General features: G+C 58.8%; 11 protein-coding genes. 6 read left to right on the top strand and 5 right to left on the bottom strand.

Annotated elements, in window-relative coordinates; genetic code table 11:
* Positions 1–25 precede the first annotated feature (25 nt).
* Both feoB and feoC read left to right on the top strand, forming a co-directional pair.
* Entirely contained in the window at positions 26–2,344 is a 2,319-nt protein-coding gene (gene feoB / locus HMPREF3140_RS11080) for a Fe(2+) transporter permease subunit FeoB (RefSeq protein ID WP_032412516.1), read from the top strand.
* A 9-nt stretch (positions 2,345–2,353) separates the two neighbouring features.
* Positions 2,354–2,593, top strand: coding sequence for a [Fe-S]-dependent transcriptional repressor FeoC (gene feoC, locus HMPREF3140_RS11075; RefSeq protein WP_002920509.1), 240 nt, complete (start codon positions 2,354–2,356; stop codon positions 2,591–2,593).
* An 88-nt stretch (positions 2,594–2,681) separates the two neighbouring features.
* Here the strand turns inward: feoC and HMPREF3140_RS11070 are convergent, their stop codons facing one another.
* Together HMPREF3140_RS11070 and bioH are read right to left on the bottom strand one after the other, a co-directional pair.
* Complete coding sequence (locus HMPREF3140_RS11070; protein ID WP_002920510.1) at positions 2,682–2,951, bottom strand: YdgH/BhsA/McbA-like domain containing protein; 270 nt, start codon at positions 2,949–2,951, stop codon at positions 2,682–2,684.
* A gap of 120 nt (positions 2,952–3,071) precedes the next feature.
* Complete coding sequence (gene bioH / locus HMPREF3140_RS11065; protein WP_004174021.1) at positions 3,072–3,845, bottom strand: pimeloyl-ACP methyl ester esterase BioH; 774 nt, start codon at positions 3,843–3,845, stop codon at positions 3,072–3,074.
* A gap of 38 nt (positions 3,846–3,883) precedes the next feature.
* On the opposite strand from bioH, the gene gntX reads away from it, so the two are divergent.
* The 3 genes from gntX to gntT all read left to right on the top strand — a co-directional run bounded on the left by gntX (position 3,884) and on the right by gntT (position 6,845).
* Positions 3,884–4,558 (top strand): DNA utilization protein GntX, encoded by a 675-nt coding sequence (gene gntX / locus HMPREF3140_RS11060; RefSeq protein WP_004185961.1) that lies wholly within the window; start codon positions 3,884–3,886, stop codon positions 4,556–4,558.
* Positions 4,559–4,616: 58 nt separating this feature from the next.
* Positions 4,617–5,192, top strand: coding sequence for a Fe-S biogenesis protein NfuA (nfuA, locus tag HMPREF3140_RS11055; protein WP_002920540.1), 576 nt, complete (start codon positions 4,617–4,619; stop codon positions 5,190–5,192).
* 336 nt (positions 5,193–5,528) lie between these two features.
* A complete protein-coding gene (gene gntT, locus HMPREF3140_RS11050) occupies positions 5,529–6,845 on the top strand; it encodes a gluconate transporter (RefSeq protein ID WP_002920542.1) in 1,317 nt (438 codons plus the stop codon).
* 102 nt (positions 6,846–6,947) lie between these two features.
* Here gntT and malQ read toward each other — a convergent pair whose 3' ends face one another.
* The gene (gene malQ / locus HMPREF3140_RS11045; protein WP_004185965.1) at positions 6,948–9,041 is read right to left on the bottom strand and encodes a 4-alpha-glucanotransferase; all 2,094 of its coding nucleotides are present in this window, start codon (positions 9,039–9,041) and stop codon (positions 6,948–6,950) included.
* A 10-nt stretch (positions 9,042–9,051) separates the two neighbouring features.
* Positions 9,052–11,442 carry a maltodextrin phosphorylase gene (gene malP, locus HMPREF3140_RS11040; protein WP_019725404.1) on the bottom strand — a complete coding sequence of 797 codons (2,391 nt, stop codon included), beginning with the start codon at positions 11,440–11,442 and terminating at the stop codon, positions 9,052–9,054.
* A gap of 624 nt (positions 11,443–12,066) precedes the next feature.
* Here malP and malT point away from each other — a divergent pair.
* The gene (gene malT / locus HMPREF3140_RS11035; RefSeq protein WP_002920545.1) at positions 12,067–14,772 is read left to right on the top strand and encodes an HTH-type transcriptional regulator MalT; all 2,706 of its coding nucleotides are present in this window, start codon (positions 12,067–12,069) and stop codon (positions 14,770–14,772) included.
* A gap of 15 nt (positions 14,773–14,787) precedes the next feature.
* On the opposite strand, the gene HMPREF3140_RS11030 is transcribed toward malT, so the two are convergent.
* The gene (locus HMPREF3140_RS11030) at positions 14,788–15,546 is read right to left on the bottom strand and encodes a DeoR/GlpR family transcriptional regulator (RefSeq protein WP_002920548.1); all 759 of its coding nucleotides are present in this window, start codon (positions 15,544–15,546) and stop codon (positions 14,788–14,790) included.

Below are 15,546 nucleotides of genomic sequence, written 5' to 3'. Positions count from 1 at the left end.
CTGGCCCGGCACAAGAGTCTGAAATATGCAAAAATTAACCGTTGGTTTAATTGGTAATCCTAATTCCGGCAAGACCACCTTATTTAATCAGCTGACCGGCGCTCGCCAGCGCGTGGGCAACTGGGCTGGGGTGACCGTTGAGCGTAAAGAGGGGATTTTCGCCACCACTGACCACCAGGTCACGCTGGTCGACCTCCCGGGAACCTACTCCCTGACCACCATCTCCTCGCAGACCTCGCTGGACGAGCAGATTGCCTGCCACTACATCCTGAGCGGCGACGCCGACATGCTGATTAACGTGGTCGATGCCTCCAACCTCGAGCGCAACCTCTATCTGACGCTGCAGCTGCTCGAGCTGGGGATCCCCTGCGTCGTCGCGCTGAACATGCTGGATATCGCCGAAAAGCAGCAGGTGCGGATCGATATCGACGCCCTCGCCGCCCGTCTCGGTTGCCCGGTCATTCCGCTGGTATCGACTCGCGGACGGGGGATCGAAGCGCTGAAGATCGCCCTCGACCGTCATCAGGCGAACAGCGATATTGAGCTGGTCCACTATCCGCAGCCGCTGCTGCGCGAAGCTGACCTGCTGGCGCAGCAGATGTCAGCGCAGATCCCGACCCGGCAGCGGCGCTGGCTGGGTCTGCAGATGCTGGAGGGCGATATCTACAGCCGGGCCTATGCCGGCGACGCCGCCGATAAACTGGATATCGCTCTGGCGAATCTCAGCGACGAGATCGACGACCCGGCGCTGCACATCGCTGACGCGCGCTATCAGACCATCGCCGCCATTTGCGACGCCGTCAGCAATACCCTGACCGCCGAACCAAGCCGCTTCACCGCCGCGATGGACAAAGTGATCCTCAACCGCTTCCTCGGGTTGCCGATTTTTCTCTTTGTCATGTACTTGATGTTCCTGCTGGCGATCAACATCGGCGGCGCGCTGCAGCCGATTTTCGATGCCGGCTCGGTCGCGATCTTTGTGCATGGCATTCAATGGCTGGGTTACACCCTGCACTTCCCGGACTGGCTGACCGTGTTCCTCGCCCAGGGGATCGGCGGCGGTATCAACACCGTGCTGCCGCTGGTGCCACAGATCGGCATGATGTATCTGTTTCTCTCCTTCCTTGAGGACTCCGGCTACATGGCGCGCGCCGCCTTTGTGATGGATCGCCTGATGCAAGCCCTCGGCCTGCCGGGGAAATCCTTCGTCCCGCTGATTGTCGGTTTTGGCTGCAACGTGCCGTCGGTGATGGGCGCCCGCACCCTTGACGCGCCGCGCGAGCGTCTGATGACCATTATGATGGCGCCGTTTATGTCCTGCGGCGCGCGGCTGGCGATCTTCGCCGTCTTCGCGGCCGCCTTCTTTGGGCAGAACGGCGCGCTGGCGGTCTTCTCGCTCTATGTGCTGGGCATTGTGATGGCCATCCTCACCGGCCTGATGCTGAAGCACACCATTATGCGCGGCGAAGCCTCGCCGTTCGTGATGGAGCTGCCGGTGTACCACGTCCCGCATATCAAAAGTCTGATTATCCAGACCTGGCAGCGCCTGAAAGGCTTTGTGCTGCGCGCCGGGAAGGTGATCGTCATCGTCAGCATCTTCCTCAGTGCGCTGAACAGTTTCTCACTGAGCGGTAAGGTCGTCGACAACATCAACGACTCCGCGCTGGCCTCGGTGAGCCGGGTCATTACGCCGGTGTTTAAACCGATCGGCGTGCATGAAGATAACTGGCAGGCCACCGTCGGCCTGTTTACCGGCGCGATGGCGAAAGAGGTGGTAGTGGGTACGCTGAACACCCTCTATACCGCCGAAGATATCCAGAATGAGGAATTCAATCCGCAGACCTTCAGCCTCGGCGAAGAACTGCTCGCCGCCGTCGATGAGACATGGCAGGGACTGAAAGACACCTTCAGCCTCAGCGTCCTGGCCAACCCCATCGAAGCCAGCAAAGGCGATGGCGAAATGGCCACCGGCGCCATGGGGGTGATGGGCAGTAAATTTGGCAGCGCGGCGGCGGCATACAGCTACCTGATCTTCGTCCTGCTCTATATTCCCTGCATCTCGGTGATGGGCGCCATCGCCCGCGAATCAAGCCGCGGCTGGATGACCTTCTCCATCCTGTGGGGGCTGAATATCGCCTATTCGCTCTCGACGCTCTATTACCAGACCGTTAGCTTTAGCGATCACCCGCGCTACAGTCTGGTGTGTATCCTGGCGGTAGTGTTGTTCAACGTGGTGCTCTTTGGCCTGTTGCGCCGGGCGCGCAGCCGGGTGGACGTCTCGCTGCTGGCCACGCGAAAAACGCCGGCCTCCTGCTGTTCCAGCCCGGCTGGCGATTGCCACTAAGGAGGGACTGTGGCGTCGTTAATGGAAGTCCGCGATATGCTGGCCCTGCAGGGCCGCATGGAGGCGAAACAGCTCAGTGCTCGCCTGCAGACACCTCAGCCGCTGATTGACGCCATGCTTGAGCGAATGGAAGCCATGGGTAAGGTGGTCCGGATCAGCGAAACGAGCGAGGGCTGCCTCTCCGGCAGCTGTAAAAGTTGCCCTGAAGGGAAAGCGGCGTGCCGGCAGGAGTGGTGGGCGCTGCGATGAAAGGAGTCAGGCCAGGTCGCGCAACGAGGTAAAACGAGTAAGACAGCTATGAAAAACGGGCCAGCAGGCCCGTTTTCTTATGACTGGATTATTTATAAACGTCAGCGTTCGCGTGTACGGTTTTTTCGTTTTTCTGCCCGGCAATCACAACAAAGTATTTCCCACCCAGCTCATCGGCTTTTTTCGACAGATCGCGGCGGGCGTCCATCGGCGACGTCGTCCTGGAGGTCGTAATGCTACCGACCTTGGTCAGATTCATCTTCGCCACGTCTTCTTTTTGGATCTCTTTCGCGGCGAATGCGCCGAAAGAGAGGGTGCCTATCACCAGAGATGCAACCATTCCTGTAACAAGTTTCATAGCCTCTACTCTCCATAAGGTTGTTATTGTAGGTCACGGTGGCGGATTGAAATAATCAACCACCGTAACAACCTAAGTATTGCTAGAAATGGCCCTTTTACCATGGCGCGGCAAAAAAAATTACCCCAGCCGCGTCTTCAGCGCCAGCAGCGGCTCGCAGAAGGCCGCGGGATGGGAAACAAACGGCGCATGCGCGGCCTTATCGAAGAGGATTGACTCGCTTTCCGGCCACAGGTCATCCAGCAACGGGACGATCTTGCGCGGCACCAGTCCATCCAGCCGGCCATACAGCCGCAGAAACGGCATCGGCAGCCTGACCAGCGCCTGACGCAGATCGACGGTTCTGAGGATCTCCAGTCCGCCATTCAGCGCCTCGGCGGAAGGCATCGGCAGCGAGAGCACCGCCTGCTTTAACGCCCGCGCATCCTGACGCGCGCTCTCTGTGCCCATGGTTTGCAGGGCGAGGAATCGCTCGACGGTGCGCTGGAAATCGTCGCTCAGCTGCTGCTGAAATCCGGCCAGCACCTCGGGCTTGATGCCGGGCCAGTCGTCACGAGCCGCGAAACAGGGGGAAGAGGCAACCGTCACCAGCGCCTGCACGCGTTCCGGACGCATAATCGCGACCTGGCTGGCCACCAGCCCGCCCAGGCTCCAGCCCAGCCACACCGCCTGTGGAGGGGCCTGCTCCAGCACCCGCTGCGCCATCGCCTCCAGCGACATCGCCCCAAACCCGCCGCTGCGGCCATAGCCCGGCAGATCCACCAGGTGGAGGGTAAAATGCGAAGCCAGCTGCGGCGTGATGCAATCCCATACCTGAGCGTTCAGCCCCCAGCCGTGCAGCAGCACAAGATGACAATCTCCTTCGCCGATTGTTTGCCACCAGATGTCGTTCATCCGTTACCGTTCTCTTTTTACTGGACAGAAGGCCAAATATGCTAACAGCACACAGCTTATGCTGGCTATGCCAAATGCCGCTGGCAGTCGCCCGCTGGGGGATCTGCTCCCGCTGCAGCCGCGCCCTGCTCGCCTGTCCCCCGCTCTGCCCGCAGTGCGGCCTGCCGGCGGCGGCATCCCGTCACCCCTGCGGCCGCTGCCTGCAAAAGCCGCCTCCCTGGCATCGGCTGGTGGCGGTCAATGACTATCGCCCGCCGCTGAGCGGTCTGGTGCAGCAGCTGAAGTTTCACCATCGCCCGGAGCTGGGCCCCGCCCTCGCGCGTCTGCTGCTGCAGCGCCTTCTGCAGCGTGACGATTTGCCGCCAGTAGACGCTCTGGTCGGCGTGCCGCTATGGCATCGCCGTCGCTGGCGCCGGGGTTATAATCAGTGCGACGAACTGTGCCGACCGTTAGCCCGCTGGCGAGGATGCGTCTGGCATCGCGAAGGCCTGACTCGCCAGCGAGCCGGCGCCGTCCAACATTCGCTCAATGCCCGCCAGCGCAGGCAGAACCTGAAAAATGCCTTTCAGCTTGAATTTGCCGTGCAGGGACTCCATATCGCTCTGGTGGATGATGTCGTCACGACCGGCAGCACCGTCGCCGAGATATCCCGCCTGCTTTTGCGAAACGGCGCCGCGACGGTTCAGGTATGGTGTTTGTGCCGTACCTTGTAGACCCCCGCTGATGGGCGTATTATAACCCAGTAAAATAGTCAACTATTAGGCCAACGCTATGATCCGTATTTCCGATGCTGCACAAGCGCACTTTGCCAAACTGCTGGCAAATCAGGAAGAAGGGACGCAAATTCGCGTATTTGTGATTAATCCCGGCACCCCAAACGCTGAGTGCGGCGTATCCTACTGCCCACCGGATGCGGTGGAAGACACCGACACGGCGCTGAAATTTGAACAGCTGACCGCCTATGTCGATGAGCTCAGCGCGCCCTATCTGGAAGACGCTGAAATTGATTTCGTCACTGACCAGCTCGGCTCGCAGCTGACGCTGAAAGCGCCGAACGCCAAAATGCGCAAAGTCTCTGACGATGCCCCGCTGATGGAGCGCGTCGAGTACCTGCTGCAGTCGCAGATTAACCCGCAGCTGGCAGGCCACGGCGGCCGCGTATCGCTGATGGAGATCACCGACGACGGTCTGGCTATCCTGCAGTTCGGCGGCGGATGCAACGGCTGCTCGATGGTCGACGTGACCCTGAAAGAAGGTATTGAAAAACAGCTGCTGAACGAGTTTCCGGAGCTGAAAGGGGTTCGCGATCTGACCGAGCACCAGCGCGGCGAGCACTCCTACTACTAAACCCTTCCTCCGGCGGCAGCCTGCCGCCGGATCGCCGTGATCCATTCTGTGTTACCGCGCAACATCTCCCGCTAAATGACCGGCAAAAACCGGGGAAAGAGTATGACTTAAGTCTCATATTTAACATTTTCCCCCGTCAGGTGATTCTCAACCCTCACATGTTACCCGTATCATCCATTTCAGGCGCCACCGGCAAAAAAATAGCCAGCTATCCTTTCTCTGGGTAAGGATAATGCAAGCGTTTACGGTGCCAGACTATTTTGCTCCCTGACGGAGCGGATGCTCTACAGGTTCGAACTTTGACGTTACCCATAACAAATTAAGGCCAGGTAAATCATGCCATTAGTCATCGTTGCTATCGGGGTTGCCCTGTTGTTGCTGTTAATGATCCGTTTCAAAATGAACGGCTTCATTGCGCTGGTTCTGGTGGCGCTCGCCGTCGGATTAATGCAGGGTATGCCACTGGATAAAGTGATCGTCTCCATCAAAAACGGCGTTGGCGGCACCCTTGGCAGCCTCGCGCTGATCATGGGCTTCGGCGCTATGCTCGGTAAGCTGCTGGCAGACTGCGGCGGCGCCCAGCGTATCGCCACCACGCTTATCAATAAGTTCGGTAAGAAGCATATTCAGTGGGCGGTGGTCCTGACCGGCTTCACCGTTGGCTTCGCCCTGTTCTATGAAGTGGGCTTCGTGCTGATGCTGCCGCTGGTGTTCACCATCGCCGCCTCGGCCCGTATTCCGTTGCTGTACGTCGGCGTACCGATGGCAGCCGCGCTCTCCGTCACCCACGGCTTCCTGCCGCCGCATCCGGGTCCGACCGCGATCGCCACCATCTTCCATGCCGATATGGGCAAAACGCTGCTCTACGGCACCATTCTGGCTATCCCGACGGTTATCCTGGCGGGACCGGTGTTTGCGCGCTTCCTGAAAGGGATAGATAAGCCGATCCCGGAAGGCCTGCATAACCCGAAAGTGTTCACTGAAGAAGAGATGCCAGGCTTTGGCGTCAGCGTCTGGACCTCGCTGGTTCCGGTGATCCTGATGGCGATGCGCGCCGTGGCTGAGATGATCCTGCCGAAAGGCCACGCCTTCCTGCCAATTGCCGAGTTCTTCGGCGACCCGGTGATGGCCACCCTGATTGCGGTACTGATTGCCTTGTTCACCTTCGGTTTGAACCGCGGCCGCTCCATGGAGCAGATCAACGATACCCTGACCTCTTCGATTAAAATCATCGCCATGATGCTGTTGATTATCGGCGGCGGCGGCGCCTTCAAGCAGGTGCTGGTGGATAGCGGCATGGATAAATACATCGCCTCTATCATGCACGAATCGAACATGTCTCCGCTGTTTATGGCGTGGTCTATCGCCGCGGTGCTGCGTATCGCGCTGGGTTCGGCGACCGTGGCCGCCATCACCGCGGGCGGGATCGCCGCGCCGCTGATCGCCACCACCGGCGTCAGCCCGGAGCTGATGGTTATCGCCGTTGGCTCCGGCAGCGTTATCTTCTCCCACGTCAACGATCCGGGCTTCTGGCTGTTCAAAGAGTACTTTAACCTGACCATCGGCGAGACCATCAAGTCCTGGTCGGTGCTGGAAACCATTATCTCAGTCTGCGGCCTGGTGGGCTGTCTGCTGCTGGGGATGGTGGTGTAAGGTCACTCCCGCCACAGAAAAAGGCCGGTCCGCGTGAAGCGGGCCGGCCTTTTTTATCGGACATGCTCTTCGCCGCGCAGAGGAGCGCGCGGCAGGAAGTTATCAGGAGGCGGCTTTCTTGCTCGCGGCCTTGCGCCGTTTATCCAGATCCTTAATCAGCTTATTGACCCGTTCATCGGCAAACATCTGCTCCAGGGTGACGGACAGCTTCCGGCGCCAGTTCGGGTACTCGGTGCTGGTGCCCGGAATGTTAACCGGCGTCGCCATCTCCAGCCAGTCTTCCGGCTGCAGGCCCAGCAGGGCGCTATTGCTGTCGGCAATATAACGCTGCATCCCCCGGTTGAGGATCCCCGTCATGCTCATCAGCGAGGCCTTATGGCCGGCGCGCTTGGGCAGACAGCCGTACTTATGCAGCGCGTCCAGCAGCCCTTGTTTCGCCAGCTCGCGGTCCTGGTACAGTCCGCGCAGCACCACCTCATCAGGATAGAGGCCCAGCGCTTTACCTAACGTCAGATCGCCGCTTTCCCAGTAGCCGCGGAGAGTGGGCAGGTCGTGCGTCGTCGCCACAGCCATTGATTGCTCCGGGTACAGCGCCGGCGCGCGGAACGTTTTCTCTGCATCACTCTCAAAATAGAGCACCTTATAAGAATAGACGCCGCTGTTGCGTAACTTGCTGACGATCTCCACCGGTACCGTGCCCAGATCTTCACCGATCACCATGCAGCGATGACGCTGGCTTTCCAGCGCCAGAAGCGACAGCAGATCGTCGACCGGATACTGAACGTAAGCGCCATGGTCGGCGGTTTCACCATACGGGATCCACCACAGACGCAGCACAGACATCACGTGATCGATGCGCAACGCGCCGCAGTTCTGCATATTAGCGCGCAGCAGGTCGATAAACGGCTCATAGGCGCGGGCGGCAATGATATGCGGATCCATCGGCGGCAGGCCCCAGTTCTGGCCCAGCGGGCCCAGAATATCCGGCGGCGCGCCTACGGATGCTTTCAGGCAGTACAGTTCACGATCGCACCAGGTTTCCGACCCGCCCTCGGCGACGCCCACCGCCAGGTCGCGGTAGAGGCCGATCGGCATGCCGTCACGCTGGCTGGTTTCCCAGCAGGCGGCAAACTGACTCCAGGCCAGCCACTGCAGCCAAAGATAGAAACTGACGTCATCCTCATGCTCGACGCAGAAGGCTTTCACCTCCGGGCTGTCGATATCCTGAAAGGCCTTCGGCCAGGCCGGCCAGCCCCAGCGCAGCGGGTCCTGTTGTACCTGCCAGGCGTGCAGCGCATCGAAAGCCGCCTGCCAGTAGAGGCTTTCCCCTTCGCGCAGAACAAACTCGCGGAACGCTGCCATCTGCTCATCTTCACGACGAGAGAATTGTTTCCACGCCATACGCAGCGCGGTCATTTTCAGCGTAGTGACGGCGGTATAATCCACGTCGTCCGTTTCCCGCGCCGCCTGCAGTGCCTGCTGCGTTGCCGGAGACTGCCACCACGCCTGCGCCTCTTCGCTACGCTGGAAATCTTCAACCGCGTTGACGTCGATATAAATAACGTTCAGCCAGCGACGTGAAGACGGGCTATAGGGGCTGGCGCTCTCCGGGTTCGCCGGATAGAGGGCATGAATCGGGTTAAGGCCAATAAACGACCCGCCGCGGCGGGCGATTTCCGGCAGCATGGCCCGCAGATCGCCAAAATCGCCGATCCCCCAGTTTTTCTCGGAGCGCAGGGTATACAGCTGCACGCAGGTGCCCCACAGCTTTTTCCCCTCTTTCAGCGGCTGCGGCTCATAGCAGCGGGCTGGCGCGACGATAGTCCGGCAGTGCCAGCGCTCCCCCTCCTGGGTGAGGGTCAGGGAGTGGTACCCCTCCGGCAGTTTGGCCGGCAGCGGCAGCGTCTCGCCGCCGCGGGTTTTCCCTTGATACTGCTTACCATCCTCAGTAGTCAGGATCCACTGATACTCACCGCGTCCTGCCACCGGCAGCGACATTTTTTTGCCGTGAGTGAAAATTTTCACGTTCGGCAGCGGGTTAACCGCCACTTTCGTGGCGGCGGTAGAGCGATGCATCGCATCCAGCAGGCGCTGTTTGGTGACAGCCGCGATAGACTGCGGCTTGCCGTGCGCGTTGATATAGCTGGGGCTGATGCCCGCCGCCAGCGCGGCATTATCGAGGCGTTTACTCTCCATAGGCCTTCCTTTAGCGTTTCGCCTGCCAGATACGTTGCTGATAATCGCGGATCGAGCGGTCGGAGCTGAACATGCCGCAGCGCGCGGTGTTGAGGATAGCCGCGCGGGTCCAGGCCTCCTCGTCGCGATACAGCTCATCTACCCGTTTTTGCGCCGCTACGTAGGCTTCGAAATCGGCCAGCACCAGGTACGGATCGCCGCCCTGCAGCAGGCTGTGCAGCATCTGATCGAAGGCATGCTTGTCGCCGTTGCTGTAGGTGCCGTTCTCCAGCTCCTTAAGCACCGCATCGAGCAGCTTGTCTTTTTTACGCCATTTCAGCGGATCGTAGCCTTTCGCTTTCAGGGCTTTCACCTCTTCAACCGTGTGGCCGAAGATAAAGATGTTCTCCTCGCCCACCTGCTCAGCGATTTCCACGTTAGCGCCATCCAGCGTCCCGACGGTCAGCGCGCCGTTCAGCGCCAGCTTCATGTTGCCGGTGCCAGAGGCTTCTTTACCCGCGGTGGAGATCTGCTCGGAGATATCCGCCGCCGGGATCAGTTTTTCTGCTGCCGATACACAATAGTCCGGCAGGAAGACCACCTTCAGCTTATCGCCGACTTTCGGGTCGTTGTTGATCGCTTCCGCTACCTTATTGATGGCAAAAATAATGTTTTTCGCCAGATAGTAGCCCGGCGCCGCTTTCGCGCCGAACAGGAAGACGCGCGGTACGCGGTCGGACTGCGGGTTTTCGCGGATCTCTTTGTACAGCGCAAGGATATGCAGCAGGTTAAGGTGCTGACGCTTATACTCGTGCAGACGTTTGATCTGGATATCGAAGATCGCCTGCGGGTTGATCTCAATCCCGGTACGCTGCTTCACAAACTCAGCCAGATGAACTTTGTTGGCCTGCTTGATATCGCGATAAGTCTGACGGAACGCCGCATCGTCAGCATATTTTTCCAGGTTGATCAGCTGGTCGAGGTCATTGGCCCACTCTTTTTTCAGCGTCTCATCCAGCAGCGAGGCCAGCGCCGGGTTGCACTGCTTGATCCAGCGGCGCGGCGTGATGCCGTTGGTCACGTTATGGAATTTGTTCGGCCACAGCTGGTTATATTCCGGGAACAGATCTTTTACCACCAGATCCGAGTGCAGCGCCGCCACGCCGTTGACAGCAAAGCCGCCCACCACGCACATGTTGGCCATCCGAACCTGTTTGTCATGCACCACCGCCAGCTTCGCCCAGACCTGCTTATCGCCCGGCCAGGTTTTGTCCACCAGCTGTTTAAAGCGGTCGTTGATCTCTTTAATGATCTGCATATGGCGCGGCAGCAGCGCTTTTACCAACTTCTCATCCCAGCATTCCAACGCTTCCGGCATCAGGGTGTGGTTGGTGTAAGCAAAGGTTTTGCTGGTGATCGCCCAGGCGTCGTCCCAGCTCAGCTGGTGCTCGTCGATCAGCACGCGCAGCAGCTCCGGGATGGCGATGGTCGGGTGCGTATCGTTCAGCTGGATCACTTCGTAATCCGCCAGCTCGGCCAGCTTGCGGCCTGCCAGATGATGACGGCGCAGGATATCGGCCACTGAGCAGGCGCACTGGAAGTACTGCTGCATCAGGCGCAGTTTTTTACCGGCCTGATGGTTGTCGTTCGGGTACAGCACCTTGGTCAGTTTTTCCGCGTCGATGCCCTGCTGCTCGGCGCGCAGGAAATCGCCATCGTTGAATTTGGTCAGGTTGAACGGATGAGCGTGTTTGGCCTGCCACAGACGCAGCGGCTGGGCGACGTTGTTGCGATAGCCAAGCACCGGCAGGTCCCAGGCTTCGCCGGTAATGACGAACGCCGGCTGCCATTCGCCTTTTTTGCTGACTTTCCCGCCGATACCTACCTGGACATCCAGCGCTTCGTTATGACGGAACCACGGGTAGCTGCTGCGCCCCCAGTCGTCAGGGGCTTCCATCTGCTGGCCATCGTCAAATGACTGGCGGAACAGGCCATACTGGTAGTTGAGACCGTAACCGGTCGCCGACTGCCCCACCGTCGCCATGGAGTCGAGGAAGCAGGCTGCCAGACGTCCCAGGCCGCCGTTACCCAGCGCCGGGTCAGTCTCTTCTTCCAGCAGATCGGTGAGGTTGACATCGTAGCCTTTCAGCGCGTCGCTGACGCCCTCGTACCAGCCCAGGTTGAGCAGGTTGTTGCCGGTCAGACGACCAATCAGAAACTCCATTGAGATGTAGTTAACGTGACGCTGTCCTTGCGCCGGTTTCGCTACCGGCTGCGCCGCCAGGAGTTCCGCCAACGCTCCGCTGACTGCGCGCCACCATTGACGCTGTGTCATCTCGGAAGCGGACTGTAAACCAAAATGCTGCCACTGACGCGTCAGTGCAGCCTGAAACTGAGCTTTGTTAAATGTAGTCTGTGACATAATGAGATCCGGGTCCTTTACTAAAACGATGGCGCTAGTGTGCCGACCTCCCGATTCATCGTCCTCATCCTGACGGGGATTAGACAGGGAGGAGTGGCGGGGATGAGCGAAAAGTGTGATCCTGAACACTATAGTGTGGGTGAGAAGGCAAAAATATGCTGTAAAAATCACCGCGATATGACAATTGAGAGGTTACCTCCGGTAGCTAAAAATTTGTTACAGGCCAATACGCGTAAAAAATCTTCCAGTTCCTCGCCACGTTATTAACAAAATAAATAGAGGCCCCTGAAGAAATAAGCACCTTTCATCGCATTGACCCGCAAAAAAGATTACTTCTAAGAAATCGCTGACAATAATTTAATAAAAACAAACAACTACTCTTAGCGTAAAATAAATCCACCCACACTCCGCCAGCTACCGCCTGAAAACCGCGGCCGACCAGTCCTGCCTGCGATTTTTTCCCATTCTCAGCCAATGTCGAAATTTGTGACATAGAGCAAATTCAAGAGCATAAACTTCGGACATAACTTGCAATAAATTTCATAATCACCGACCTTATTAGATATTAATTACGAAGCGCAAAAAAAATCGCAACCTCTCTCTTGCACAGCGAAATGTAGAACTATGTTGATTCCGTCCAAATTAAGTCGTCCGGTCCGCCTTGAACACACTGTGGTTCGTGAGCGCTTACTGGCGAAACTTTCCGGCGCGAACAATTATCGTCTCGTGCTGATCACCAGTCCTGCCGGGTACGGTAAAACAACGCTCATTTCTCAGTGGGCCGCGGGTAAAAACGATCTTGGGTGGTTTTCGCTGGACGAAGGCGACAACCAGCAGGAGCGTTTTGCCAGCTATCTGATCGCGGCGATTCAGCAGGCTACCGGCAACCACTGCGCGGCCAGTGAAGCGATGGTGCAAAAACGCCAGTACGCCAGTCTCTCCTCTCTTTTTGCGCAGCTGTTTATTGAACTTGCCGACTGGCAGCGCCCGCTGTATCTCGTCATTGATGATTACCATCTGATCAATAATCCGGTGATCCATGACGCGATGCGCTTTTTCCTGCGCCATCAGCCGGAGAATATGACCCTGGTGGTCCTGTCGCGTAACCTGCCGCAGCTGGGCATTGCCAATCTGCGCGTCCGCGATCAGCTTCTGGAGATTGGCAGTCAGCAGCTGGCCTTTACCCACCAGGAGGCGAAACAATTTTTCGACTGTCGTCTGACATCGCCTATCGAAGCCGACGACAGTAGCCGGCTGTGCGACGATGTCGCCGGGTGGGCCACCGCGCTACAACTCATCGCCCTCTCCGCCCGCCAGAATAACTCCTCCGCCCAACACTCCGCCCGCCGCCTCGCCGGGATTAACGCCAGCCATCTGTCGGATTATCTGGTGGATGAAGTACTGGATAACGTTGACGCCCGCACGCGCAACTTTTTGCTGAAGAGTTCTCTGCTGCGCTCAATGAACGACGCGTTAATCGTGCGCGTCACCGGCGAAGAGAATGGCCAGATGCAGCTGGAGGAGATCGAACGCCAGGGGCTGTTCCTGCAGCGGATGGATGATTCCGGCGAATGGTTCCGCTATCACCCGCTGTTTGGCAGCTTCCTGCGCCAGCGCTGTCAGTGGGAGCTGGCGGTTGAACTACCGGAGATCCACCGCGCCGCGGCGGAAAGCTGGATGGCGCAAGGTTTCCCCAGCGAGGCCATCCACCATGCGCTGGCGGCCGGCGATGCCAAAATGCTGCGCGATATCTTGCTCAATCATGCCTGGGGCATGTTTAACCATAGCGAGCTGGGGCTACTGGAGCAGTCGCTGGCGGCGCTGCCATGGTCCAATCTGCTGGAAAATCCGCGCCTGATCCTGCTCCAGGCCTGGCTGATGCAGAGCCAGCATCGCTACAGCGAAGTCAATACCCTGCTGGCGCGCGCCGAGCAGGAGATGAGTGTGGAAATGGACACCGCGATGCATGGCGACTTCAACGCGCTGCGCGCGCAGGTGGCGATTAACGATGGCGACCAGGACGAGGCGGAACGTCTGTCAATGGTGGCCCTGGAAGAGCTGCCGCTGGCCAACTATTACAGCCGCATCGTCGCCACATCGGTGCATGGCGAAGTTCTCCATTGTAAGGGGAAGCTGACCAAATCCCTCGCCGTGATGCAGCAGACCGAACAGATGGCCCGCCGTCACGACGTATGGCATTACGCCCTGTGGAGCATCATTCAGCAAAGCGAAATCCTCTTCGCCCAGGGCTTCCTGCAGGCCGCCTGGGAGAGCCAGGAGAAAGCCTTCCAGCTGGTACGCGAACAGCATCTTGAGCAGTTGCCGATGCATGAGTTCCTGCTGCGCATCCGTTCTCAGCTGCTGTGGGCATGGGCGCGCCTCGACGAGGCTGAAGCTTGCGCCCGCCAGGGGATGGACGTGCTATCCACCTATCAGCCGCAGCAGCAGCTGCAGTGCCTGGCGCTGATGGTCCAGTGCTCACTGGCGCGCGGCGATCTGGATAATGCCCGCAGCCACCTGAACCGGCTGGAAAACCTGCTCGGTAATGGTCACTATCACAGCGACTGGGTCTCCAACGCCGATAAGGTGCGAGTGATCTACTGGCAGATGACCGGTGATAAAACCGCGGCGGCCAACTGGCTGCGCCAGACGCCAAAGCCGGAGTTCGCCAACAACCACTTCCTGCAGAGCCAGTGGCGCAACATCGCCCGGGCGCAGATCCTGCTGGGCGATTTCGAACCGGCGGAAATGGTGCTGGAAGAGCTGAACGAAAATGCGCGTTCGCTGCGTTTGATGAGCGATCTCAACCGCAATCTGCTGCTGCTCAACCAGCTGTACTGGCAGTCGGGACGCAAGAGCGAAGCGCAGAAAGCCCTGCTGGAAGCCCTGACGCTCGCCAACCGCACCGGTTTTATCAACCACTTTGTGATTGAAGGCGAGGCGATGGCCCAGCAGCTGCGCCAGCTGATCCAGTTGAACACGTTGCCGGAGCTGGAGCAGCATCGCGCCCAGCGTATTCTGCGCGACATCAACCAGCATCATCGCCACAAATTCGCCCACTTTGACGAAGGGTTCGTCGAGCGACTGCTGAATCATCCGGAGGTGCCGGAGCTTATCCGCACCAGCCCGCTGACCCAGCGCGAGTGGCAGGTGCTTGGCTTAATCTATTCCGGTTACAGCAACGAGCAGATTGCCGGCGAGCTTGACGTGGCGGCCACCACCATCAAGACCCACATTCGCAACCTGTATCAGAAACTGGGCGTCGCCCACCGGCAGGACGCGGTACAGCATGCCCAGCAGTTACTTAAGATGATGGGATACGGCGTCTGACGACGCCGTTGCCGTTTAGCACAGCTCCAGCTGAAGGTTGTTATCAGTGATCACCTTCAGCACGCCGGCCGGCGGCAGCACGTCGGTATAGACCGCATCGACCATACTGATGCTGCCCATGTTGACCATCGCATTGCGGCCAAACTTGGTATGGTCCACTACCAGCATCACGTGGCGTGAATTCTCAATGATCGCCCGCTTGGTACGCACTTCATGATAATCAAACTCCAGCAGCGAGCCATCGCTGTCTACGCCGCTGATGCCGAGAATGCCGAAGTCGAGGCGGAACTGCGAGATAAAGTCGAGGGTGGCTTCCCCAATAATCCCGCCGTCCCGGCTACGCAGTTCGCCGCCGGCGAGAATAATGCGGAAGTCCTCTTTCACCATCAGCGTGTTGGCGACGTTAAGGTTATTGGTCACAATCCGCAGATCGTTGTGATCGAGCAGGGCGTGCGCCACCGCTTCCGGCGTGGTGCCGATATCAATAAACAGCGTCGCCCCGTCCGGGATCTCGCTGGCCACCCGCCGGGCGATACGCTCTTTCTCCGCCGTCTGGGTCGCTTTGCGATCGTGCCAGGAGGTGTTCACCGAGCTGGAGGGCAGCGCCGCGCCGCCGTGATGGCGGAGGATCATTTTCTGTTCGGCTAAATCGTTCAGGTCGCGGCGGATGGTCTGCGGGCTTACCGCGAACTGCTCAACCAGCTCTTCCGTGCTGACGTAACCCTGTTTTTTTACCAGCTCGATAATGGCGTCATGACGTTGTGTTTGTTTCAT

This window comes from Klebsiella sp. HMSC16A12 (assembly GCF_001808265.1).
GTDB classification, from domain to species: Bacteria; Pseudomonadota; Gammaproteobacteria; order Enterobacterales; family Enterobacteriaceae; genus Klebsiella; species Klebsiella pneumoniae.
This window is presented reverse-complemented; position numbering and strand designations above follow the sequence as displayed.